We start from the raw sequence: 24,287 nt of genomic DNA, 5'->3' as shown, positions 1-24,287 counted from the left end.
ATGACCAACGACGCAGTTGTTCAGGCACAGCGGTTGTTCCGATTCATTCTGACCTCACCGGAATGGTCCGCCACGACGGCCCGCGAGAAACTCGGCATGACCCAGTTGCAATTCGACCTGGCCCAGTACTTCCTCGTGGAGGCCGGCCTCCTGCGCGCATCGGACGAGCCGTCCGGGTACACCCCGGTCTCCCCGGAGGCCGCGGTCGCGCGGCTGCTGGAATGGGAGGAGCAGGTCGCCACCCATCAGCTCTCCACGGTGCGGGAACTGCGCTCCACCATGTCCACGCTCGCCGCCAACCTGACGCTGCTCCAGGCCAACGCACGCGGTGAGACCGGGGCCAAGCTGCTGATCGGGGAGGAAAACATCTGCGCGGCCCTGGAGAGCGCTTGCGTGCGGGCCCGTACCGAGGTGCTGAGCATGTGGGCACACCCCGCCCCGGCCCAGGACGCGCTCGACGACGTCGTGCGGTGCACCCGCCTGGCGCTGGACCGGGGGGTCGTGGCGCGCACGATCCACCTGGAGGCGATGACCAAGGTGCCGCACGGCATGTCGTATCTGGAGGAGCTCCGGGCCTCGGGGTGCGAGGTGCGGCTCGCCGCGGTCCTGCCGTTCCAGCTCATCCTGGTGGACGACTCCCTGGCGTACGTCTCGACTTCGTCGCGCGAGGGCTGGAGCGCGGCCCTGGAGGTCGAGTCCCGCGAGCTGGGCCGGCTGATGCGGCACACCTTCGAGTACTGCTGGGTGCACGGTTCGACCCCGCTGGAGCCCGTCGACCGGCCGGACAGTCCCCTGGAGCCGTCCGCGCGGGAGGCGGCCGTTCTCCGGATGCTGGCCATCGGCAGGACCGACGAGGCCATCGCCCGGTCCCTGGGCGTCTCCACCAGGACTCTGCGCAGGATGATGACGGGGCTCATGGACAAACTGGGGGCCGAGAGCCGCTTCCAGGCCGGCGTGCAGGCGGCGGCCCTCGGGCTCGTCGACTACGCCCACAGCCGGTGACGTACCTGCGGTCTCCCCGGTCGCGGCGGCCGTAGCGGTGTCGGCGCACTCGCTCATTCCGCGGGGGATCTGCCGGGCGCGCCGTCCTCCGCGCCCGCCAGAATCCACGCCTCCACCGCCTCGTACCGGCGCCGTTGCCGCTCGCCCGAGCCCCGGTGGCTCAGGAACGTACCCAGCCAGCCCATGAAGAAGCCGAAGGGGATCGACACCAGGCCCGTCGTGGTGAACGGGTACCAGTTGAAGTCCTGGGCGGGGAACACCGATTGCGGGGAGCCCGAGACCAGGTTGGTGCCCGTCATGAGGACCATCACGCACAGCGTGCCGCCGATGAGCGTGCACATCAGGCCCGTGCGCGTGAAGCGGCGCCAGAAGAGGCTGAAGACCAGGGCCGGGGCCAGCGCGGAGGCGCCGATGCAGAAGGAGAGGGTGACCAGGGGCTGTACGTTCCCGTGACGGGCCAGCACGCCGAGGGCGATCGCGGGGATGCCGACGGCGACCGCCGCCGCTCTCGCCACCGCCATCTCGGTCGCGCCGCCGGCCGTGGACGTGCGGACGCCGTGCGCGAAGAGGTCGTGGGCAAGCGAGTTCGCGCAGGCCAGGATCATTCCGGCCACCGAGGCGAGCAGCGTCAGGAAGATCGCTGTCGTGACGCAGGTGAAGACGAGGGTTTCGAGCGAAGACGTGTCGCCGCCCACCAGCGCCTGGCTGAGCAGCAGGATCGACGTATCACCCTGCGGGTCGGACGCGGTGATCGTCTCGCGGCCGACGAGCGCCGCCGCGCCGAAGCCGATCACGGCGATGAGCAGGCAGAAGACGACTACGGCCGAGACCGCCCAGGACATCGAGCGGCGTACGGCGAGCGCGTTGCGCGAGCTGTACATGCGCATCGTGATGTGCGGCAGGCACGCGGCGCCGAGCACCACCGTCAACTCCGAGCTGATCATGTCGAGTTCGTTGCCGCCGAACTGAAGACCCGACATCAGGAACGCGTCGCCCACCCCGCTGCCGTCCTTCGCCGCGCCGAGGAGTCGCGCCGTACTCCAGTCGAAGCGGCCCAGGATCAGCACGCAGAGGATGACGCCGGTGCCCAGCAGGAACACGGTCTTGATGATCTGGATGAGGGCCGTGCCCTTCATGCCGCCGATGGCGGCATAACTGATCATCAGTACGCCGAGGACGACGATGCAGCCGGTCCGGAAGCCCGAGCCCTCGAAGCCGAGAATGAAGGAGAGGAGATGGCCCGCCCCGGCGAGCTGTACGACCATCATCGGGAGCAGCGCGGCGAGGGTGACGGCGCTCGCGGTGATGCGTACGGCGCGGCTCGGCGCGCGGTGGGCGAAGGCGTCGCCCATGGTGAACCGGCCCGCGTTGCGCAGGGGTTCGGCCAGCAGGAACATCAGGAGGACGAGGGAGAGTGCTGTGCTCAGGGCCAGCACCACGCCGTCGTAGCCGGTGAGGGCGATGACGCCGATGGTGCCGAGGACGGTGGCGGCCGAGATGTAGTCGCCGGCGATGGCGAGGCCGTTGCGCATGGGCGAGAGCGAGCGGTAACCGGTGTAGAACTCGGCGAGGTCGTCGCGGTCGGGCCCGGTCATGACGCACAGGAGGAGCGTGACCGTGGCCACCGCTATGAAGGCGACCAGGGACGTCTCCTGGGCGGAATCGCTGAATCCGGTCACTGGGCTGCCCGCCGGACAAGGCGCTGCCGGCGGAGGTTCTCGGCGAGCGGGTCGACGCGGTGGCGGGCGGACTGCTCGTACACGGCGATGGCCACGAGGGTGACGGGGAGCTGGCACAGGCCGAGCAGGAGGCCGGTGTTGAGGCTGCCGGGCAGCTCGCTGCCCATCAGGCCGGGTGCGAGGCCGGAGAGGAGGAGGAAGAGCGTGAAGTAGCCGAGGGCGGTGAGGCTCGCCACGCGGCGCAGCCGGCGGTACGCCGAGCGGAGCCTGCGCAGGTCGCTGTGGCGGCCGGGGACGTACTGGTGGACGGGGGCGGGCTGTGGGGGGAGGGGGTGTGGGGGGAGCGGCGGTGCGGGCGGGGAACTCTGCCAGGGGTACAGGTATTCCGGGTAGTGCGACATGTGCGGGCTGCTCCTTGCGCGGCTGGGTCCCGAGCGGACTGCAGGGAGAAGCGCGACCGGGGCCGGGGAGCGGCGGCGGGGCGCTCGGGCCGCGTACGTTACCCATCGGTATCCCCGCCGGGGAGGCTTTCGTGCGAACTGGCGTGGCGGATCGGGCCGTTACCGCGGGTAATCCGATCGGCACGGTTCCTTACTGGCGGTAACGGGGGCGGCCCACCGGGGAAGACCCACCGGGGAAGACCGCTTTCAGTCGGCTGGTGCTTCCTCGGTGATGACGGGGAAGCGGCGCGGAGCCACGAAGACAAGGGCGAGCAGGGCCAGCACCGCCGCGATCGCCGCGCCGATGTAGACGTGGTCGACGGCCGTGTCCACGGCCCGGCGCAGATAGTCGGCCGCCTCCGCGGTGAGCGAGCCCGGATCGGCCAGCGCGTGCGAGACGGAGTCGAGGTCGCCGGGGAGCCCCTCCCGTATGCCGTCGGGTGCGGCGGCGAGCCTGGACGCGAGGGTGGCGTTGGCGACCGCGCCGAAGAGGGCCGCGCCGACGGACTGGCCGACCTGGCGGCAGAAGAGTACGGACGCGGTCGTCGTACCGCGCTCCGCGTACCCGACCGTCGACTGGACGCCGACGATCAGGGGGAGTTGGAAGAGGCCGAGCGCCGCGCCGAGCAGCAGCATGATCAGGGCGGGCTGCCAGGCCGCGCCGGGGAACGGGAGGAGCGGGAAGGCGAGCAGGATCAGCGCCGAACAGGCGATGCCGATGATCGCCGTGAGGCGGAACCCGATGCGGTTGTACGCGTGCTGGCTCAGCGCCGCCGACACCGGCCAGCTCAGCGTCATCACCGACATGACGAAGCCGGCGGCGATCGGGCCGAGTCCGAGGACCGCCTGCGCGTAGGTGGGGAGGAAGACCGTCGGCGCGACCATGAGCAGGCCGAGCGCGCCGAGGGCGAGGTTGACGGCGGCGATGGTGCGCCTGCGCCACACCCAGCCGGGGATGATCGGCTCGGCGGCGCGGCGTTCGATGGCGACGGTGGCGGCGGCCAGCAGCGCGCTGGCGCCGAACAGGGCCAGTGAGGGCGCGGAGAGCCAGGGCCAGGCGACGCCGCCCTGGACGAGGGCGAAGAGCAGCAGGCCGCCGCAGGCGAACACGGCCAGGGCGCCCGCCCAGTCGATACGGGGGCGGGAGGCCGCCGCGGTCTTCGTGCGGGACGGTTCGTGCAGGTGACGGGCGATCAGCCACAGGGCCGTGGCGCCCACCGGCAGGTTGATGAGGAAGATCCAGCGCCAGTCCGCGTACGCCGCGAGCAGCCCGCCGACCGCCGGTCCTGCGACGGCCGACACCGCCCACACGGTCGACAGTTTCGCCTGGATCTTCGGGCGTTCCCTGAGGGGGTAGAGGTCGGCGGCGATCGTCTGGACCGTGCCCTGGATGGCGCCGCCGCCGAGGCCCTGGACGACGCGGAACGCGATCAGGCTGCCCATGTTCCAGGCACAGGCGCACAGCAGTGAGCCGATGAGGAAGAGGACGATGCCCGCGATCAGCACCGGCTTGCGGCCGAAGGTGTCGGAGAGCTTTCCGTACACGGGGAGGGTGACGGTGACGGCGAGGAGGTAACCGGAGAAGAGCCACGAGAAGACGGCGAAGCCGCCGAGGTCGCCGACGATCTGGGGGACGGCGGTGGAGACGATCGTGCCGTCGAGCGCGGCGAGGGCCATGCCGAGCATCAGCGCGGCGACGACGGGGCCGCGCCGGGCGTTCGCGTGCGCGGAAGTCCCTCCGGCCACCGCCGGCCGGCCGGGGGCGCCCCCGCCGCCGGGTATCGCGCTGGTGCTGTCCGCGTTTCCGGTACTGCCGCCCGCACTGCTTCCGGTGCCGCTCACCAAGATCCCTTCACCGTGCACGTATCTGGCCCCCGACACCTTCTCACTTGCAGGTCACGCAGGGGGAGGGTGCAGGCTGCCCGGAGTCGGGGTCCACCCGAGGGTGGAGAGCCCCTAGGGAGTTCTCCTTACTTCTGGCCAGAGGGTGTTCGTCCCGGTGGAGGACGAGGCGCACGCGTCCGTTCTTTAGCTTGGTTTTACGGCGGCCTTACGGACCACCGCCACCGCACCTCGGGGGGTGCGGCTGGGGTTACCGCCGGGCGTTTTCGCTGCTCACACGACTTAGGAGACCGACCGTGACAACGGCTATGACCATTCCCAGGCACGGGGGCACTGGAGGGCGTACGGCCGTTGCCGCGAGCGCGCGGCAGGTCGTCAAGGCGTACGGGTCGGGGGAGACCCGTGTCGTCGCGCTCGACCACGTCGATGTGGACATCAACCGGGGGCAGTTCACCGCCATCATGGGCCCGTCCGGCTCCGGCAAGTCCACGCTCATGCACTGCCTCGCCGGTCTGGACACCGTGACGTCGGGCGAGATCCACCTCGACGAAACCGAGATCACCAAGCTCAAGGACAAGAAGCTCACGCGGCTGCGCAGGGACCGGATCGGCTTCATCTTCCAGGCGTTCAACCTGCTGCCGACGCTGAACGCCCTGGAGAACATCACGCTGCCGATGGACATCGCGGGCCGTAAGCCGGACGCGCCGTGGCTGAACCGGGTGGTGGAGACGGTCGGCCTCGCGGACCGGCTCAGGCACCGGCCCACCGAGCTGTCCGGCGGTCAGCAGCAGCGGGTCGCGGTGGCGCGGGCGCTGGCCGCCCGGCCCGAGATCATTTTCGGTGACGAGCCGACCGGAAACCTCGACTCGCGGGCCGGCGCCGAGGTGCTGACCTTCCTGCGGAAGTCCGTCGACGAGCTGGGCCAGACCATCGTGATGGTTACGCACGACCCGGTCGCCGCGTCCTACGCGGACCGGGTGCTGTATCTCGCGGACGGCCGGATCGTGGATGAGATGTTCTCGCCGACCGCCGACCAGGTCCTCGACCGCATGAAGGACTTCGACGCGCGCGGGCGGACGTCATGACCGTCCTCAAGACCTCCATGCGCAACTTCGTCGCGCACAAGGGACGCATGGCGCTCTCCGCCGTCGCGGTCCTGCTCTCGGTGGCGTTCGTGTGCGGCACGCTCGTTTTCACCGACACCATGAACACGACCTTCGACAAGCTCTTCGCCGCCACCTCGGCCGACGTAACGGTCACGCCCAAGTCGGCCGAGGGCGATGACCAGGGCCCGCGGACCGGCAGGCCCGAGGCGCTCCCCGCGTCCGCCGTCCAGCAGGTGACGAAGGCGGACGGCGTGAAGTCCGCCGAAGGCGCCGTCGTCAGCCTGTCGGTGACCGTCGTCAACAGCGACAACAAGAACATGGGCTCCGACAACGGCGCCCCGACGATCGCCGGCAACTGGACGCACAACGACCTCAAGTCGATGGACATCACCTCCGGGCACGCCCCGCGCGGACCCACCGACGTGATGGTCGACGCCGACACCGCCGACAAGCACGGCCTCAAGCTGGGCGACGAGCTGCGCACCATCGCCGTCACCGGCGACATCACCGCCAGGATCTCCGGCATCGCGTCCTTCAAGATGACCAACCCGGGCGCGACCGTGGTCTACTTCGACACCGCGACCGCCCAGCGGCGGCTGCTGGGCAAGCCGGACACCTTCACGCACATCGCCGTGACCGCCGAACGGGGCGTCAGCGACACGCGGTTGAAGCAGGAGGTCGCCGGTGTGCTCGACGCGGCCGCCGGTGGTCCGTACAAGCTCCAGACCGCGAAGGAAGCGGCGGACTCCGGCCGTGAGGAGCTCGGCTCCTTCCTCGACGTGATGAAGTACGCGATGCTCGGCTTCGCCGGAATCGCCTTCCTCGTCGGCATCTTCCTCATCGTCAACACGTTCTCCATGCTGGTCACCCAGCGCACCCGCGAGATCGGCCTGATGCGGGCCATCGGCTCCAGCCGCAAGCAGGTCAACAGGGGCGTGCTGGTGGAGGCGCTGCTGCTCGGCGTCGCCGGCTCGGTCCTCGGTGTCGGCGCCGGTGTCGGCCTCGCCGTAGGCCTGATGAAGATCATGGGGTCGATGGGCATGGAGCTGTCGACGAAGGACCTGACCGTCGCCTGGACGACCCCGGTCGTCGGGCTCGCGCTCGGCATCATCGTCACGGTCGTAGCCGCCTACGTCCCGGCCCGGCGGGCCGGCAAGGTCTCCCCGATGGCCGCGCTGCGCGACGCCGGGACTCCGGCGGACGGCAGGGCCGGCTGGATACGGGCCGGAATCGGCCTGGTCCTGACCGGTGCGGGCGGCGCGCTGCTCTACGTGACGACACAGGCGGAGAAGGCGAGCGAGGGCTCGCTGTTCCTGGGCGGCGGTGTCGTTCTCACCCTCATCGGCTTCATCGTCATCGGTCCGCTCCTCGCGGGCGTCGTGGTACGGGCGATCAGCGCGGTGGTGCTGCGGATGTTCGGCCCGGTCGGGCGGATGGCCGAGCGCAACGCGCTGCGCAATCCGCGGCGTACGGGAGCGACGGGCGCCGCGCTGATGATCGGCCTCGCGCTGGTCGCCTGCCTGTCGGTCGTCGGGTCCTCGATGGTCGCCTCGGCCACGGAGGAGCTCGACAAGTCGGTCGGCGCGGACTTCATCATCCAGAGCGGCCCCAGCGGCCCGATCGTGCCCGAGGCCGAGAAGGCGCTGCGAGCGGCTCCCGACATCGAGCACGTCACCAGCTACAAGATGATCAAGGCGGAGCTGACCTCCCCCGACGGGAAGAGGGAGACGGAGGAACTGGCGGCGGCAGACCCGACGTACGCCCAGGACCTGCGGCGCGAGACCGTCGCGGGTGAGCTGAGCGCGGCGTACGGCAAGAACGCCATGTCCGTCGGCAGCGACTACGCCGAGCGGCACGGCATCGAGGTCGGTGACACGATGACCGTCGCGTTCAACGGCGGCGAGACCGCGAAGCTGAAGATCGCGGCGATCACCTCGGACGAGTCGAACGTCGACAAGGGGGCGATGTACACCAACGTCACGACCGCCGCTCAGTACCTGCCGGCCGACCGGGTGCCGCCGAACCTGATCATGTTCGCGAAGGCGGTGGACGGCAAGGAAGACGCGGCGTACGCCGGGCTCAAGAAGGCGCTGGCCGAGTACCCGCAGTTCACGGTGCAGGACCAGACCGACTTCAAGCAGGACCTGAAGGACGAGGTCGGCCAGCTGCTCAACATCGTCTACGGCCTGCTGGCCCTCGCGATCATCGTCGCGGTCCTCGGTGTGGTGAACACCCTCGCCCTGTCGGTCGTCGAGCGGACCAGGGAGATCGGCCTGATGCGGGCCATCGGCCTCTCACGCAGGCAGCTGCGCCGCATGATCCGCCTGGAGTCGGTGGTGATCGCCCTCTTCGGCGCGCTGCTCGGCCTCGGCCTCGGCATGGGCTGGGGGACGGCGGCGCAGAAGCTGCTGGCGCTGGAGGGCCTGGGCGTGCTGGAGATCCCGTGGTCCACGATCCTCACGGTCTTCGTGGGCTCGGCGTTCGTGGGTCTGTTCGCCGCCCTGGTCCCGGCCTTCCGGGCGGGTCGGATGAACGTACTGAACGCGATCGCCACGGAGTAGCGGAGTAGCGCAGTGGTGGTGGCGGACCCGGCCCAGGGGTGTTCCTGCGAACACCCCTGGGCCGGGCTTGCTTATTCGTCTTTGCCGAAGAATTCGTCCCAACCTTCAGGCATGTCATCGAAGTCTTCGGCGATGCGGATCTTTCCGCGGAGCGAACCACGATCTGTCCGATTGACCTTGGGCCGAGGCTGATCGTCCTCGTGAGCAGGTTCAGCGGGGGCAGCTTTTTCCGGTGGTTCGGCGCTCTCAGGCGATCCGGCCAACGTTCATCACCACAATCGTGACCGTGGACTCTGTGATCTCGTAGAGGATGCGGTATCGGCCCACGTGCATACGGCGCAGGTCCGGCGAGCCGTATGCGGTGGAGCCCGTCGGCCTGGGGTCGTCGACCAGCAGATCAACCGCTGCGAAGACTTGTCGCAGGCCGTCGGGGTCGTCCTTGAGGTAGCGGGTGGCGGCATCGGTTGCCCCGAGCCGCCAGATGATCTCGTAGCTCACTCACGCCCCAGGCCCAGTCGCGCACGGACTTCTTCGTGCGGGACGCCGACGAACGTCCCAGCTGCCTGTTCCGCCCGGTACTCCGCGAGGGCCAGGGCATCCTCGAGGTCGGCCAGTTCCTGCGGGTTTATCAGCACGGCCGCAGGCTGGCCGTGGTCGGTGATCATGATGCGCTCGCGGGCGTGTGACGTCCGGCGGACCAGCGAACCGAAGCGGGCGCGGGCTTCGGTGATGGGCAGCGTGTCATTCATGTAAGGAACTGTACACTTCGCGCTGGTTCTGGGGGTGCGGATCCCCGGAGCGGTTGTCAGCGGCGGGCCGTAGGCTAGAAATCCCCCGGCCCGTGAGACGTGTCGGGCCCTTCGCGTTGTCCACCACGTCACCACGTCACTTCGTTACCTGGACGGAAGCCCTTCATGAGCCTGCACGGTCTGCTCGATGCCGTAGTACGAGACCCGGCGCTCGCCGAAGCGGTGAAGGCCGCCACCGACGGCAACCGCATGCACATCGACCTGGTCGGCCCGCCCGCCGCGCGTCCCTTCGCGGTGGCCGCGCTGGCCCGCGAGAGCGGGCGTACCGTGCTTGCCGTCACCGCGACCGGCCGCGAGGCCGAGGACCTGGCCGCCGCGCTGCGCACGCTGCTGCCGGAGGAGGGGATCGTCGACTACCCGTCGTGGGAGACGCTGCCGCACGAGCGCCTGTCGCCGCGCAGCGACACGATGGGCCGGCGCCTCGCCGTCCTGCGCCGCCTCGCGCACCCCCGCGCCGACGACCCGTCCGCGGGCCCGGTGAGCGTGATCGTGGCTCCCGTACGGTCGGTGCTCCAGCCGCAGGTCAAGGGGCTGGGGGACCTGGAGCCGGTGTCCCTGCGGACCGGGCAGAGCGCGGACCTGGGGGACGTGACCGCCGCGCTCGCGGCAGCGGCGTACCAGCGCGTCGAACTGGTCGAGAAGCGCGGCGAGTTCGCGGTGCGCGGCGGCATCCTCGACGTCTTCCCGCCGACCGAGGAGCACCCGCTGCGCGTGGAGTTCTGGGGCGACGACGTCGAGGAGATCCGTTACTTCAAGGTCGCCGACCAGCGCTCGCTCGAAGTGGCCGAGCATGGCCTGTGGGCGCCGCCCTGCCGTGAGCTGCTGCTGACCGACAGCGTGCGGGAGCGGGCCGCCGCCCTCGCCGAGGCCCACCCCGAGCTGGGCGAGCTGCTCGGCAAGCTCGCCGAGGGCATCGCCGTGGAGGGCATGGAGTCCCTCGCCCCGGTCCTCGTGGACGACATGGAGCTGCTGCTCGACGTACTGCCCATGGGCTCCATGGCGCTGGTGTGCGACCCCGAGCGGGTACGGACCAGGGCGGCGGACCTGGTGGCGACCTCGCAGGAGTTCCTCCAGGCGTCCTGGGCGGCCACGGCGGGCGGCGGCGAGGCCCCGATCGACGTGGGCGCGGCCTCGCTGCGGGGGATCGCGGACGTACGGGAACGGGCCCGTGAGCTGGACATGCTGTGGTGGTCGGTGGCGCCGTTCGCCGCCGGCGAGGAGCTTTCCGCGGACACGCTCAAGCTGGGCATGCACGCCCCCGAGGCGTACCGCGGCGACACGCAGAGAGCGCTCGCCGACACCAAGGGCTGGCTGGCCGACGGCTGGCGCACCGTGTACATCACGGAGGGCCACGGCCCGGCGGCCCGCACCGTGGAGGTCCTCGGCAGCGAGGGCATCCCGGCCCGCCTGGAGGCGGACCTCGCCGAGATCACCCCGTCGGTCGTCCATGTCGCGTGCGGCCTGATCGACCACGGCTTCGTCGACCCCGGCCTGAAGCTGGCCGTACTGACCGAGACCGACCTGACCGGCCAGCGCACCGCCAGCAAGGAACTGGGCCGCATGCCGGCCCGCCGCCGCAAGACCATCGACCCGCTGACACTCCAGGCCGGTGACTTCATCGTCCACGAGCAGCACGGCGTCGGCCGCTACATCGAGATGGTCCAGCGCACGGTCCAGGGCGCGACCCGCGAGTACCTGCTCGTCGAGTACGCCCCCGCCAAGCGCGGCCAGCCCGGCGACCGCCTCTACATCCCCACCGACCAGCTGGAGCAGGTCACCAAGTACGTCGGCGGCGAGGCCCCGACCCTTCACCGGCTCGGCGGCGCGGACTGGACGAAGACCAAGGCGCGCGCGAAGAAGGCCGTCAAGGAGATCGCCGCCGACCTGATCAAGCTGTACTCGGCGCGCATGGCGGCCCCCGGCCACACCTTCGGCCCCGACACCCCGTGGCAGCGCGAGCTGGAGGACGCCTTCCCGTACGTCGAGACGCCCGACCAGTTGTCCACCATCGCCGAGGTGAAGGAGGACATGGAGAAGTCCGTCCCCATGGACCGCCTGATCTGCGGCGATGTCGGCTACGGCAAGACGGAGATCGCGGTCCGCGCGGCCTTCAAGGCGGTCCAGGACGGCAAGCAGGTCGCCGTCCTCGTCCCCACGACGCTGCTGGTGCAGCAGCACTTCGGGACGTTCTCCGAGCGGTACGCCCAGTTCCCCGTCGTCGTGAAGGCGCTCAGCCGCTTCCAGTCCGACACCGAGGCGAAGGCGACCCTGGAGGGCCTCAGGGAGGGCTCGGTCGACATCGTCATCGGCACCCACCGGCTCTTCTCGTCCGAGACGAAGTTCAAGGACCTGGGCCTGGTCATCGTCGACGAGGAGCAGCGCTTCGGCGTCGAGCACAAGGAGCAGCTGAAGAAGCTGCGCGCCAACGTCGACGTACTGACGATGTCCGCGACCCCCATCCCCCGTACGCTCGAAATGGCGGTCACCGGCATCCGCGAGATGTCGACCATCACGACACCGCCCGAGGAGCGCCACCCGGTGCTGACCTTCGTCGGCCCGTACGAGCAGAAGCAGATCGGCGCCGCGATCCGCCGCGAACTCCTGCGCGAGGGCCAGGTCTTCTACATCCACAACCGGGTCGAGTCGATCGACCGGGCGGCCGCGAAGCTGCGCGAGATCGTGCCCGAGGCGCGGATCGCGACGGCACACGGGCAGATGGGCGAGAGCGCGCTGGAGCAGGTCGTCGTCGACTTCTGGGAGAAGAAGTTCGACGTACTGGTCTCGACGACGATCGTCGAATCGGGCATCGACATCTCCAACGCCAACACCCTGATCGTCGAGCGCGGCGACAACTTCGGGCTGTCGCAGCTCCACCAGTTGCGCGGCCGGGTCGGCCGTGGGCGCGACCGTGGTTACGCGTACTTCCTCTACCCGCCGGAGAAGCCGCTGACCGAGACCGCGCACGAGCGGCTCGCGACGATCGCCCAGCACACCGAGATGGGCGCGGGCATGTACGTGGCGATGAAGGACCTGGAAATCCGCGGCGCGGGCAACCTGCTGGGCGGCGAGCAGTCCGGGCACATCGCGGGCGTCGGCTTCGACCTGTACATCCGCATGGTCGGCGAGGCGGTCGCGGACTACCGGGCGGCGGTGGACGGCCAGGCCGAGGAGGAGCCGCCGCTGGAGGTCAAGATCGAACTCCCGGTGGACGCGCACGTTCCGCACGACTACGCGCCGGGCGAGCGGCTGCGTCTCCAGGCGTACCGGGCGATCGCCTCGGCGAACTCCGAGGACGACATCAGGGCCGTACGCGAAGAGCTCACCGACCGCTACGGCAAGCTCCCCGAGCCGGTGGAGAACCTGCTCCTGGTCGCCGGCCTGCGCATGCTGGCGCGCGCCTGCGGCGTCGCGGACATCACCCTGGCGGGCCCCAACATCCGCTTCGGACCGGTGGAACTGCGCGAGTCGCAGGAGCTGAGGCTGAAGCGCCTTTACCCCCGTACGGTGCTGAAGCCGGCCACGCACCAGATCCTGGTGCCGCGTCCGACGACGGGGCAGATCGGCGGCAAGCCGGTGGTCGGACGGGAACTGCTGGCTTGGACGGGCGAGTTCCTTACGACGATCCTGGGGTCGTAGCAGGCAGATAGCAGGCAGGTAGCGGGCCCGTAGCAGCCCGCGAAGCCGGTCGTGCCGCGAGTCGGCAGGCACGGCCGGCTTCGCAGTCCGTCAGAGCGTGTCGAGGTCGAGCGCCCCGGCCATCACCCGGAACCCGGCGTCGTTCGGGTGCAGGGCGTCGCCCGAGTCGTAGGCGGGGAGCATGCGGTCCCGGTCGGCGGGGTCGGCGAGGGCACGGTCCAGGTCGACCACTTCGTCGTACTCACCGGACGTACGGATCCACTGGTTGACCGCGTCCCGCTTGGCCTCGTTGGCCTCGGTGTAGTACGCGGAGCCCTTGACGGGGGTCAGGGTGGCGCCGACCGCCTTGATGCCCTTGGCGTGTGCCTGGCGGATCAACGTGCGGTGACCTTCGATCAGCTGCTTCGCCGACACCTCGGGTGTCGGTCCGCCCGGAACCCCCTGCCAGCCGCTGCCACCGATGTCGTTGATGCCTTCCAGCACGATGACCGTGCCGATGCCCGGCTCGCTGAGGACGTCCTTCTTGAAGCGGGCCACAGCCTTCTCGCCGGCCCAGGCCGTGTCGTTGGTGACCTGGTTGCCGCCGATCCCGTGGTTGAGGACGCTGCGCGGCTTGCCGGTGGCGGCGAAGCGCTCGGCGAGCTCGTCGGGGTAGCGGTTGTCCGTGTTCAGGCTGGAGCCGACACCGTCGGTGATGGAGTCGCCGAAGGCCACCACACCGTCGCGGCGCCCGGACCTCTCCCCGCCGCTGACCTCGACGCCGGACAGGTAGTACCAGGAGTCGCTGGTCTCCTTGAACGCCGTACCTTCGCGGTCCGAACGGTGGTCGCCGTCGGCCCGGTAGCTGGTCGCGGACGAAAAATGGTGGAACGTGGCAGGTCCCGTCGGCCCGGCCAGATACAGCGTGACGGTCACCGACTCCAGCGCCTTGACCCTGAACGGCACCCCGTCGCTGAGCACCTTGCCACCCGCCGGGATGGTCACCGACCGGCCCTTCCCGAAGGACAGCTCCCGGACCGAACCGGCCCGCACCGCGGCGCCCTTGTCCGTACGGGCGACCGTCGCGCCGGTGATGCGCAGCGGGGTGGAGCCGTAGCGGTTGGACAGTTCGATACGGGCCTTGGTGCCGCCGGTGCTGACCCGGACCACCTGCCGCACCGTGTGGTTCGCGAAGCCCTGCTCGGACCAGTTCGGCCCGAACGGCGTCGTCGGAGCCTGCGGCGAAGCGGCCCAGCCGCCCTGCCACACCGTCCCGCCGCGCTGTTCGGCCGCGACGGCGACGCCGGATCCGGTGAACCCCTGCGCGCCGACTACCGGCAGAGCCGCCAGCACGGCCGCGGAGAGCACAGCAACACTCGTACGCCGTACAGAACTTGAGGAACTCATCTTGTCCCGCCCCTGGTTGTCTTCCGATGTCCATGTCGTTGATCACGTGCACGCGACACGGTCAAGCACGGATCGGCTTCGGCTATTCCCGCGGGCGGGACAGGATGCGCGGCGTCGCCCGGCCGCTACCGGACGTCGACGAAGTCCTGGCGGCCGTAGTCGGCGTAGTGCGACGTTGATCTATCGCAGGTCTGTCCTCCCGGCCGCCCCGGTGGTTGTGCTGCCGCTCTTGAACAACGCGGCGGTCAGGGCCCGGAACACCTCGTCCGGGGTGCGGTCGGCCAGGGCGAGGTCCAGGTTGTGGGTCAGGAGCAGGGTGGCGAAGCCGTGGGCGGCCGACCAGGCGGCGATGCCGGTCAGCTCCGGGTCGGTGGTGCGGTCGCCGGGGAGGGCGGCTACAGCGGCGCGGAGTTGTTCGTACGAGCGTGCCTTCGCGGCCAGGAGTTCCGGGTCGTCGGCGCGGAGCAGGTCCGGCTGGAACATGACCTGGAAGTGCGCCGGGTGGTCGACCGCGAAGCGGACGTAGCGAACGCCCGCGTCGCTCAGGTCTGCCGCGTCGCAGAGCGCTGCCGTCAGCAGGTCGTGGCCCTCGGTGGCGATCGCGGTCAGCAGGCCTGTCCGGTCCTTGAAGTGGTGGGCGGGGGCCGCGTGGGAGACGCCCGCGCGGCGGGCGAGGTCGCGGAGCGACAGGGCTGCCGGACCCTGGGTGCGGATGACGTCGAGGGCCGCGGCGAGGAGCGCCCGCCGCAGGTCGCCGTGGTGGTACGTGTCGCGGCTGCTCATGGTCAGCAGATTACGCCGGATCTAGCCGTTGACAAGTTTGGTGCTGACGAGGAATCTAGTCGGTGCCTAGATGGGCGGGGTGCGGCCGGAGGAGGAGTCATGGCTGAGGAAGTTGTGGAGCTGGGGCGTGTGCGGCAGATGTGGCACCTGCTGGAGCCGCTGCACGCCGTCGTCTACTACGCGCCCGAGGTCTTCGAGGAAGCCGAGAAGCTGGGGTACGCGACGGATGTCCGCTGGCCGGGTTACTTCGCCTGGCGCCCCGCACCGCTGGGGGCCGTGAGTGCCGACGTCGTCGCGGCGGCCTTCTACAGCTTCAGCCCCGCGATGGTCGCGGAGTACGTCCCGGCGGGATGGGGCATCGCGGACCCGGCCGAGGTCCTGGCCGCGCGGACGCGCGGCATGGACGGGGCGTACCGCGCGCTCTTCGGCGAGCGCGTCGACGGGCCCGAGATCGCCGAGGCCGCCGCCTTCGCCCGCCGGGCCGCCGAGGCCGCGAACACCGCGGGCCGGCCGCTCGCCGCCGCCAACGCGTCGCTGCCCTGGCCGGACGCCCCGCACCTCGTCCTGTGGCAGGCGGCGACCATCCTGCGCGAGCACCGCGGCGACGGGCATGTCGCGGCGCTGCTCACCGCCGGGCTCGACCCGGTCGAGGCTCTCGTCAGCTTCGCGGGCATCGGAGCGGCTTGCGCCGATACCTTCCGCAGCCGGGGATGGGGCGACGGACAGTGGGCCGCCGCGCGTGAACGGCTTGTCGAGCGCCGGTTGTTGGACGGGGAGGGTGTGGCCACTGAGGCGGGTCGCGCGCTGCGCGCCGAGGTGGAGCGGGTCACCGACGAACTGGCCGCCGCGCCCTGGCGGGCCCTCGGCTCGGAAGGGACCGCGCGGCTGGCCGAGTTGACCGGTCCCTTGTGGGTGGACGTGCTGGGCTCGGGACTGCTGCCGTCCGAGAACACGTTGGGTATCGGCAAGGTGTAGTGCGCGCCGTGGGACTCTGGGGGGCATGCACACCGACCCGCCAGGACGGATCGCCTTGACAGGTATACGTACGCTCAGGACCGCTCTTCCCGCAGCCGCCCTGGTCGCGGCCCTCGCCGCTACTGGCTGCACCCCGGAGGGGGCGGGCGGCAGTAGCGGAGGGCAGGCTTCCGGGTCGGCCGGGTCGGCGCTCGCCGCTGTTGAGGAACTCACCGTCAAGGGGCGCGCCCCCAAGACCGGTTACGAGCGGGAGGCTTTCGGGAGCGCCTGGGCCGACACCGACGAGAACGGGTGCGGCACCCGCGTTATCTCTACGCTTCGCGCCGTGACGGGCATGTTCTCGCAGTGTATGCAGGGTGTGGTCAGCTGTGCGTAGTGAGAGGCACATGAGTCACGGTCTCCTGCGGACTCGCAAGAAGACAGCCGTGCTCACGGTCGTCGTTGTCGCCGCGTTCGTCGCGGGCTGTGATGGTCTGGAGCCGGGCGGAAGCTCCGCAGGGTCCGGACTGGACGCAGCTGCCGGCCAGGCGGTGAGCCCGCTGACGAATCCCGACGGGACGAAGCCGGGGCTCGCCGCGCTCACGTCGGAAGCGGACAAGGCCGACGCACGCAAGCTCATCCAAGGGCTCACCACAAAGGGGCGCGGGCCGAGGACGGGCTATGAGCGGGATGAGTTCGGCTATGCGTGGATGGACACGGCGGACGGGGTACCGCTGGCGAGGAACGGTTGTGACACGCGGAACGACTTGCTGAAGCTCCACGGCCGGGATGTCCGGTTCCGGGATGGTTCCGACTGCGTAGTCGTTGCGATGGACCTGTACGACCCGTACACCGGCAAGGACATCGCCTGGAAGAAGGCGAAGGCGGCCGAGGTGCAGATCGACCACGTGGTCCCGCTGTCCTACAGCTGGCAGATGGGCGCCGCCCGATGGACGGAGAGCAAGCGCGAGCAGCTGGCGAACGACGTGCTCAATCTGCTTCCTGTCGAAGGGCGCGCCAACTCGGCGAAGCGGGACTCGGGGCCCGCGTCCTGGCTGCCGCCGAACAAGAAGATCCGCTGCTCGTACGCGGTGCGGTTCGCGCAGGTCGCCGATAAGTACGAGCTCCCGGTGACGACGACGGACAAGGCGATGATGCTGAAGCAGTGCGAAGGCTGATCGAGCCGCAGCGACCTGGGAAAATGCCATCGCTTCCGGCCTGTGGGACACATACGCTGCCTACCGTGGCTGACCCCATACAGAAGATCGTGACGAAGCTGCCGGGACTGAAGAGCGTCACCGGCATATGGGAGACGGCTGACCGCAGTCTGGCGCGGGGTGATGCTGCCTTCCTCGCGGATCTCGGCATAGCGCTGGCCGGCGCTTACGCCTCCGACGCCGGGCGGATTTGGCAGTACGGGAGCGTCTTCGACTACCTGCTCCGGTTGCTGTCCACCATGCCCGGCCCCGGGAACGTCGCCGCGGCGCTGCGGCTGGTCTCCTTGACGCAGACCGCTGACAGGAAGCTGGACCGTTATGCGGCCTCTCTGCTGGCCTCAAGCCAGCCGGTGGAGGAACTGGCCGTGGCGTTCACCGGGCACGCCTCGGAGGAACTGCGCGCCTGCCTCCTCCACGAACTGGTGCTCAGGGGCGCCGACGTCACGGAGACTCCGGGGATCGCAGGATGGGCGACGTCGCCGCACTGGAGGCACCACCCGCTGGGGTGGCTGCCGTTGGCGCTGTCCGATGTGGAAGGACAGCCGGATCTGCCGAGCTACAGCGCTCGCGGCGGCAGCCACTCGATGCCGTTCGGCTCGCCGGCGAATCGCGCGATGCGGGCCGATGCCGGGGCGCATGTGCCGTCGGTCGAGGAAACGACGACCGAAGCCGCCACCAAGGGCATCGGCACCGCCGTGGCGAACTGGGCTGAGGAGTCGAACGGCCGGATCGAGGCGCGGGTCTTCGACCTGGCAACTCCTCTGGTAGCCGAGTCGGTACCGAGCATGTTGCTGGGACTGGGCCTGGAATGCCTGAAGGGTGCAGGGAAGAAGACCACCTTCTCGGTCGCGGCCTGCCCGCCGGACCAGGCATGGAGGGTCCTCTTCGCCGCCGCGTCCAGGGGAGGTGCCTATAACTCCGGCGCACGCGGTGCTTACGGACGGCTGGCCGCGTGGCAGTCCCTGGCAGGCCTCTCCGGTACTGCCGAGGGCGCCCCCGCGGAGGAGGTCGAGGCATGTGCACGGGAGTGCGCCTGGTACAGCTTCGGGGCCGACACCAAGTGGTTCGAGCGCGTGGCCTGGGACATCGGCCTGACCTCGGTCTCTCCAGGACGCCGACGACTGGCGGTGTTGGCCGCGACGGACACCGATTGAGCATGCCCGGAGCCCGCTGCGGTGAAGTTCTCACCGTGGGGACGTCGTGCCTTGTGGCTGTCCGGTCAACGGGGTGAGAGCCGGACAACCACAAAGCGGGGCCATGCAGCACGGGTTACGGGGTCGGAACGGACCGCATGGCACGGCGGAGACTGGCTCGTGCGGCGGTGAGGTCGTCCTCCGCCCCACGCAGTTGGCCCTCCAGGGCCGCGATCTGATCCCTGGCCTCTGACAACGCTTGCTCCAACGCAGTATTCCGCTGTTCGATCTGCTGTACCCGCTCGATCAGCTCATTCCGGTTCACGCCCTCCAACTCGGCGCCGAGAGACAGCCTGACCCGGTTACGGAGCCGATCGCGCTCCTTCTTGAGGTCCTTGATCTCTTCGCGGGCCAGTGCAAGATCCGTCCGCAACCCGGCCGGAGACACCTGAGATGCCTCAGGAGCGAGGGAGTTCTGGCGCCCCCGCGCTCGCTGGGCGGTGATGCCGTCCTGAACGGCCTGGTGCACCTGAGGCTGGTTGTAGACGAACCACGTGGACACCGAGGCTTCCCGCGCCACTTGGGTGACGGTGATCCGTCGTCCCGAGCGGAGAAGGCCCTCTACGGCTTCGAGCGCACGCCTGGTCTTGTCTTCGCTGTCCTTGGCGCGGCTGACGCGCAGGCGCTCGACTCGGGCGTCCCTGTCGTTGCCGCCGGAAGCGGCGGGGCGCGTCATTCGGAACTCCGTGTGGTCAGTGCCTGCAGAGGGACGAAGGCCGCAGCGGAACGTGCCTTGCGCAGCTCACGCGAGGCGGATTCGACGGCGGCCCGCTCCTCGAGGGGCAGCGCGTCGAGTTTCCGCCGCATCTCGTCGGCCGACTTCGAGTAGGCGCGGATCTGGTCGTCGAGATTGCGCACGACCCAGTCGGCGGCCTCCATCGCGAGGGCGGCTTCCTTGTCGGCCCGCAGGTCCGTGATCTGCTGTTCCAGGGCAGGCAGGTAGGAGGGATCAGGCCGGTAGAAGTCGCATCCGGCGCACTGGAAGCGGATGCGGCAGTGGCCACCGCCGGCCTTGACGTTGCTCGGTTCGGTGCAGCCGCCGTACGGAACCCCGACGCTCTCCACCTCGTAGGCGAGGGGATCGCTGAAGCCGTGGGCTGTGCCGTGCCGGTCGACGGCGAGCGCCGCGACCGTTCGTACGGCCTCCTGTTTCCGGGTGAGGGAGACCTTGTAGTAGCCCATGGTCACGTCCAGTGAACGGTGGTCCATGAGTTCCCGCAGGACATCGGGGCGGGTGCCCGCGTCCGCATGGCGCTGGGCGTACGCGTGGCGGAAGCCGTACGGGACGATCTGGGTGCGGTCGTAGGCGAGCGGGGCGCCGTCCTCGTCGAGCCTGTCGTCCACGAGGTCCGGGATCAGCTCATCGACCCAGTCACGGAAGATCCGGTTGCAGAACTGCGCGGCCTTCAGATGACCGCGGCGTGGCCGATTGCGCTGCCCCGGCGAGGGGAACAGCCACTGGCCACACCCCGGTACGGCTGGCAGCGCATCGAGTTCCTTCTGCCAGGTTTCGATCAGCTGGGCGGTGCTTTCGGAGACAGGCAGGCGGCGGCCGTGGCGCCGCCGCTTGTGGTTGTCATAGATCAGCGTCGGCTTGCCGTCCACCCGCTCCAGGCAGTCGCGGCGCAGGCTGGTGGCCTCCCCTGGGCGCCGGCCAGTGTCCCGAAGGACCGCGTAGACCACCTGGTACATCCGCGCGAAGTCGGCTGCCGCCCAGCCGCCGCTCGCGTATGCCGTCGAAGTGCCCAGCAGGGCGAGGTGCGCATCGAGCTGAGCGATGACGTGCTCGGGGATCGCACGGCCGAGATCGTCCTCGGTCACCTCTGCGGCGGCGATGGTGTGGAAGCGGGGATTCACCGCGAACCCACCCGGCACATGATCCATCATGCCGGCCTGGCGGGCGTAGTCCAGAAACGTGCGCCAGTGGCGGAGCAGTGCCCTGCGGTGGCTGGTGGAGTAGTCGTGACCGTCCTCGGGCCGCTTGGTGATCCGGAAAAGGTCCACCACAGCGTTTATGTCGGCCATGGTGAGCGCCTCAGGCTCCTCGCTGTGCGGCCTGCCCGCCAGCGCGGAGGAGGCGATGGTGGCTGCATATACGGTCTGCCGGAGATCGAGGACCGCCGGGCGCGCGGTGCGGCCGTATTCCTTGACCAGTTCTCGCAGCCAGCGCTGCTTCACCGGACGGAAGTCGATGTCGCCGTGCACAGCGGCGTACTTGCGACCGCGACCGGCCGTCAGCCCGATGAGCGCGCACTCCCATACGTCGCCCGAGGTCGGATCGGTGCCCTCGAACCCGACGCGTGCACGGCGGACGTGCAGAAGAACCCCGTTCAGCACACCGGCGCTCGCAGCCGGAAGCCTGGTGGGGAAGGAGGTGTCCAAGTCGAGGAGCGAGCCGAGTCCGGCGGGGAGGCCGGCCACAATGCGGCGTACCCGTTGGGGGACCAGGCTGATCCCGGCGTCGTCTCGTTGTTGGAGCCCGTACAGGAGTTCCTGGCGGACCGTAGGGCTCACCCCGGCGAGCGAGAACTGGGAGACGCCCGGCATCGCCCCGTCAGCGGAGGTGTTGGGCCTGCGGAGGGACGGATCCGGGGCGTGCGTGGTGTCGAAGTCCGAGGGGTTCCCCAGGAGGTAGCGGGCCTTCCGGCAGGCGTCGCAGCGGGTTCCGTTGCTCGCCACATGGGTGGCGCAGGCGACCACGGAGCAGACGAACACGTTGGTTGCCGAGTTGCCGGGATCGGCAGTGAACAGTGCCTGTACGGGGTCCCACTCACCCGTGCGCCAGCCCGAAGGCAGGCGTGCCGCGAGCCACGACGGCCACTCCGGGGTACCGGAAACGGAGGGAACGGCAGCGGAGCGGAGGAGCGCAACGGTCATCGCAACAGCTCCGGCGCGAGGCTTTCGACGGCCGCGACGGCTGCGCGGAGGTCCTCGTCCTGGGCGTGCAGGTACACGGCCGTGCTCGCCGAGGAGGCGTGCCCCAGGAGGGTCTGCACGACGTCCGGGGCGACCCCGTTGCGGATCCAGCGGGTGGCGGCTGTGTGCCGCATCATGTGCGGCCGGGCGGTCAGACCACAGCGCCTGCCGATCCGTTCAATCACTTGCTTGGTATTGGAGTACGAGAGCGGACGCCCCGCGTGGACGCCGACGAGGTTGAGGAAGACGTAGTCACAGTCGGCGGCACCGACCACCTGTTCACGCTCGGCGAGATGATCGCGGTATCGGTGCACCACTTCCGGTGTGAGTGGGACCATGCGAGGGCGCCCGGCCTTGGCCCGCGCCCCGTTGACGTTGTCCTGACGGGGCCTGACGTGCAGGTGCGCGCCACCGGTTCGGCAGCCCAAGTGCGTGGAGTCGGGGAGTAGATGCATGTCCTCACGCCGCAGTCCAAGGGCTTCGCCGATGCGAAGGCCCGCTTCCACCAGGACGGTCAGCAGCAGCCGGTCACGCGCAGTGCGAGCGGCGTCGATGACCTGCTCCGTCTGGACGCCAGTGAGCGTCTGTGGTGCCCGCTCGATCTCCGGCGCCTTCAGGACGCGGGCTTTGACCATCAGGTGCTGGCCGCCCTCGCCGGGATCGAAGCCGGCCGGGGCGTGGGCGAGGAAGCGCGGCTCGCTGAGACGCGCGGCGACTTCGTGATCCACGTGCCCCTGGACGGCGCAGAAGCGGAGGAACTCACACACCGCCGTGAGCGTGGCGTTGACGGTCTTGCCGGACGGAGGCCGTCCGTACTGGGTCGGTGTCCGTTCGATGTGGAACTTGAACAGACTCATGTCCCCGAGCCGGACGGTCCTCCAGTCGGTGACCCGCTCTGCGCACCAATTGAGGAAGCGGCCGATTCTGGGGATGTACGCGCGCTGTGTCTGCGGTGACCGCCCGGCTCCGCGCAGATACAGGGAGAACTCACGGGCTTCGGGGTGAGGTGCGTACGTTTCTTCGTCGACCAGGAGCCAAGTGGTCTCGCCGGTGGTGGGCGAGACGGCCTTCTCTGTGCATAACGTCATGGATCTGCTTCCTGTCTCCGATGTCGCTCATGTGCCTCACGGCATGACCGATAACGGCGAGGGACAGGAATGGGTTACGGCTGTGCCTCATGTGCATCGCATCGATGAAGGGGCTGCAGATAACCCGCGACGACATACTGAAGCGGGATCTGGCCGGCGTGCGGTTCAGGGGCGGTGGTGGTGACAGCGGCGGTGCGGCGGCCTGCAAGGTGGCCGCCGGGACGCTCACCGAGGACCCGTACACCGGGCGGCGCGTGGAGTTCGTGCGCGGGCGCAGCAAGGTCGACATCGACCATGTCGTCGCCCTCTCCGACGCCTGGCAGAAGGGCGCCCACACGTGGCAGCGCCGCAAGCGGGTCGCCTTCGCCAACGACCCGCTGAACCTGCTGGCCGTCGACTCCTCCGCCAACCGCCGCAAGAGCGACGGCGATACGGCGACCTGGCTGCCCGGCAACAAGGCGTACCGCTGTGTGTACGTGGCCCGTCAGGTGTCCGTGAAGAAGAAGTACGAGCTGTGGGTGACCGGCGCCGAGCGGGATGCGATGAGGCGTGTGCTGTCGCGGTGCCCGGACGAGCGGCTGCCGTCCGGCGGCGGTCCGACCGAGGCGCCGACCCGTTTCGGGCGGTGAGGCGCGAGAAGAGCCTGAACGCGTGAGGCATGGAAGTGTCCGGCCCACTCGCGGGGGGTGCGCGAGTGGGCCGGACGGTCTTCGGTGATACGAGTGATGCGGTGATGCCTGATCAGAGCTTCAGGTTCCACTGCGACGTGTCGTGGGAGAAGTCGGGGGAGATCTCGACGAGCAGGGTCTTGGCGTCGGCGGGGGTGTCGAAGGCGTACACCACGGTGGCCTTCTTGCCCGGCATGACCGTGCCGGTGAAGACCTCGCCGACCTCTTCGTCGAAGATCTGCTCCGCCTTCACGCCGTCCTTGCCGGCGCGGGCCTCGGCGGTGACGAGGGCGGCGTCGAACTTCTCCTTGCCGGCGTTGTCGATGACGACCGTGACCTTGTAGGCCTTGTTGCCCTTGGTGTGGCCGATCGCGTACTCGCTGGGGGAGTACGCCTCGGGGGCGGACATGGTGACGGTCAGCTTGTCGTCGTAGACGGCCGAGTCGCCGGCTTCCAGCGTCTCGGCGTCCTTACCCGTGTCGCTGCCCGCGCTGCCGCCCTTGCCCTGGTTCTTGCCCTTGTCCTTGCCGCTGCCCTTTGCCGAGCCGTCGCCCGGCTCCTTGCTCGCCGACGAGCCGCTGGTCGCCTTGTCGATGTCCTTCACCGCGTCGTCCACGGCCTTGAAGAGGATCACCGCGCCGACCACCGACATGATCAGCGAGATCAGGCCCAGGATGGCGCCCGCCAGGGCGACCCCCTTGTTGGTGGCACCGCCGCGCTTGGCGCGGCCCCGGCCGGCCAGGCCCATGATCAGGGCGATGACGCCGAGGATGCCGGCGAGCCAGAAGAAGAACGGGATCAGACCCGACAACGCGCCGATGATGCCGAGGATCAGGGCGGCGGTGCCCAGGCCGTTGCGGGCCTGTGCGGCCGGCGTCGGTCCCTGCGGGAACTGCGGCTGCTGCGTGTACTGAGACATGGATGTCCTCCGGACAAGGGTGTGCGGGACTGCCTTGCCGCCCCGTTCTGCTGCGATGGGTCAATCACAGCAGAGCTTGTGAACCGAG

General features: G+C 69.7%; 19 protein-coding genes and 1 pseudogene. 9 read left to right on the top strand and 11 right to left on the bottom strand.

Annotated features, from left to right (window positions below; genetic code table 11):
• Nucleotides 1-96 precede the first annotated feature (96 nt).
• Nucleotides 97-1,002 (top strand): helix-turn-helix transcriptional regulator, encoded by a 906-nt coding sequence (locus tag G412_RS37085; RefSeq protein WP_157839051.1) that lies wholly within the window; start codon nt 97-99, stop codon nt 1,000-1,002.
• A gap of 53 nt (nt 1,003-1,055) precedes the next feature.
• Here the strand turns inward: G412_RS37085 and G412_RS33115 are convergent, their stop codons facing one another.
• The 3 genes from G412_RS33115 to G412_RS0103455 form a co-directional block, all read right to left on the bottom strand.
• Entirely contained in the window at nt 1,056-2,681 is a 1,626-nt protein-coding gene (locus G412_RS33115) for a sodium/solute symporter (RefSeq protein WP_051338101.1), read from the bottom strand.
• A complete protein-coding gene (locus G412_RS0103460) occupies nt 2,678-3,082 on the bottom strand; it encodes a DUF485 domain-containing protein (protein WP_028810845.1) in 405 nt (134 codons plus the stop codon). Before G412_RS0103460 ends, G412_RS33115 begins: the two co-directional genes overlap by 4 nt.
• 246 nt (nt 3,083-3,328) lie before the next feature.
• Nucleotides 3,329-4,963 (bottom strand): MFS transporter, encoded by a 1,635-nt coding sequence (locus G412_RS0103455; protein WP_078606803.1) that lies wholly within the window; start codon nt 4,961-4,963, stop codon nt 3,329-3,331.
• 296 nt (nt 4,964-5,259) lie between these two features.
• Here G412_RS0103455 and G412_RS0103450 point away from each other — a divergent pair, with 296 nt between their 5' ends.
• Nucleotides 5,260-6,048, top strand: a complete 789-nt coding sequence (locus tag G412_RS0103450) for an ABC transporter ATP-binding protein (protein ID WP_028810843.1) — start codon at nt 5,260-5,262, stop codon at nt 6,046-6,048.
• Nucleotides 6,045-8,630, top strand: coding sequence for an ABC transporter permease (locus G412_RS0103445; protein ID WP_028810842.1), 2,586 nt, complete (start codon nt 6,045-6,047; stop codon nt 8,628-8,630). Before G412_RS0103450 ends, G412_RS0103445 begins: the two co-directional genes overlap by 4 nt.
• A 246-nt stretch (nt 8,631-8,876) precedes the next feature.
• On the opposite strand, the gene G412_RS0103440 is transcribed toward G412_RS0103445, so the two are convergent.
• Both G412_RS0103440 and G412_RS0103435 read right to left on the bottom strand, forming a co-directional pair.
• Nucleotides 8,877-9,128, bottom strand: coding sequence for a type II toxin-antitoxin system RelE family toxin (locus G412_RS0103440; RefSeq protein WP_028810841.1), 252 nt, complete (start codon nt 9,126-9,128; stop codon nt 8,877-8,879).
• Nucleotides 9,125-9,379, bottom strand: coding sequence for a type II toxin-antitoxin system Phd/YefM family antitoxin (locus tag G412_RS0103435; RefSeq protein WP_028810840.1), 255 nt, complete (start codon nt 9,377-9,379; stop codon nt 9,125-9,127). The genes G412_RS0103440 and G412_RS0103435 overlap by 4 nt, the downstream gene beginning before the upstream one ends.
• Before the next feature lie 165 nt (nt 9,380-9,544).
• Between G412_RS0103435 and mfd the strand changes: the two genes are divergently transcribed.
• On the top strand, nt 9,545-13,075 hold the full coding sequence (gene mfd / locus G412_RS0103430; RefSeq protein WP_028810839.1) for a transcription-repair coupling factor: 3,531 nt from the start codon (nt 9,545-9,547) through the stop codon (nt 13,073-13,075).
• A gap of 90 nt (nt 13,076-13,165) precedes the next feature.
• On the opposite strand, the gene G412_RS0103425 is transcribed toward mfd, so the two are convergent.
• Nucleotides 13,166-14,461, bottom strand: a complete 1,296-nt coding sequence (locus G412_RS0103425; protein WP_028810838.1) for an SGNH/GDSL hydrolase family protein — start codon at nt 14,459-14,461, stop codon at nt 13,166-13,168.
• A 180-nt stretch (nt 14,462-14,641) separates the two neighbouring features.
• On the bottom strand, nt 14,642-15,244 hold the full coding sequence (locus G412_RS0103420; protein WP_028810837.1) for a TetR/AcrR family transcriptional regulator: 603 nt from the start codon (nt 15,242-15,244) through the stop codon (nt 14,642-14,644).
• Between the two features lie 99 nt (nt 15,245-15,343).
• Here G412_RS0103420 and G412_RS0103415 point away from each other — a divergent pair, with 99 nt between their 5' ends.
• The 4 genes from G412_RS0103415 to G412_RS0103395 all read left to right on the top strand — a co-directional run bounded on the left by G412_RS0103415 (nt 15,344) and on the right by G412_RS0103395 (nt 18,569).
• Nucleotides 15,344-16,219, top strand: a complete 876-nt coding sequence (locus G412_RS0103415) for an SCO6745 family protein (RefSeq protein ID WP_028810836.1) — start codon at nt 15,344-15,346, stop codon at nt 16,217-16,219.
• A 55-nt stretch (nt 16,220-16,274) separates the two neighbouring features.
• Nucleotides 16,275-16,595, top strand: coding sequence for a hypothetical protein (locus G412_RS33110; RefSeq protein ID WP_425274438.1), 321 nt, complete (start codon nt 16,275-16,277; stop codon nt 16,593-16,595).
• 10 nt (nt 16,596-16,605) lie between these two features.
• The gene (locus tag G412_RS33105) at nt 16,606-17,376 is read left to right on the top strand and encodes an HNH endonuclease family protein (protein ID WP_037647581.1); all 771 of its coding nucleotides are present in this window, start codon (nt 16,606-16,608) and stop codon (nt 17,374-17,376) included.
• A 65-nt stretch (nt 17,377-17,441) separates the two neighbouring features.
• Entirely contained in the window at nt 17,442-18,569 is a 1,128-nt protein-coding gene (locus tag G412_RS0103395; protein WP_028810834.1) for a DUF6183 family protein, read from the top strand.
• Nucleotides 18,570-18,684: 115 nt separating this feature from the next.
• Here G412_RS0103395 and G412_RS0103390 read toward each other — a convergent pair whose 3' ends face one another.
• From G412_RS0103390 to G412_RS33095, 3 genes are read right to left on the bottom strand one after another with little or no spacing between them, the layout of a single operon-like run.
• Nucleotides 18,685-19,284, bottom strand: a complete 600-nt coding sequence (locus tag G412_RS0103390) for a DUF6262 family protein (RefSeq protein WP_051338099.1) — start codon at nt 19,282-19,284, stop codon at nt 18,685-18,687.
• The gene (locus tag G412_RS37080) at nt 19,281-21,485 is read right to left on the bottom strand and encodes a tyrosine-type recombinase/integrase (RefSeq protein WP_051338098.1); all 2,205 of its coding nucleotides are present in this window, start codon (nt 21,483-21,485) and stop codon (nt 19,281-19,283) included. The genes G412_RS0103390 and G412_RS37080 overlap by 4 nt, the downstream gene beginning before the upstream one ends.
• A complete protein-coding gene (locus tag G412_RS33095; RefSeq protein WP_051338097.1) occupies nt 21,482-22,612 on the bottom strand; it encodes a tyrosine-type recombinase/integrase in 1,131 nt (376 codons plus the stop codon). The genes G412_RS37080 and G412_RS33095 overlap by 4 nt, the downstream gene beginning before the upstream one ends.
• Nucleotides 22,613-22,734: 122 nt before the next feature.
• Here G412_RS33095 and G412_RS33090 point away from each other — a divergent pair.
• A pseudogene (locus G412_RS33090) lies at nt 22,735-23,241 on the top strand (HNH endonuclease family protein); the annotation flags it as partial.
• Between the two features lie 112 nt (nt 23,242-23,353).
• Here G412_RS33090 and G412_RS0103370 read toward each other — a convergent pair.
• Nucleotides 23,354-24,199 (bottom strand): DUF4190 domain-containing protein, encoded by an 846-nt coding sequence (locus G412_RS0103370; protein WP_028810831.1) that lies wholly within the window; start codon nt 24,197-24,199, stop codon nt 23,354-23,356.
• Nucleotides 24,200-24,287 lie beyond the last annotated feature (88 nt).

It is taken from the genome of Streptomyces flavidovirens DSM 40150 (genome assembly GCF_000429085.1).
GTDB classification, from domain to species: Bacteria; Actinomycetota; Actinomycetes; order Streptomycetales; family Streptomycetaceae; genus Streptomyces; species Streptomyces flavidovirens.
Note: the sequence above shows the minus strand (reverse complement) of the source record. Positions and strands in the feature narration are given on the sequence as shown.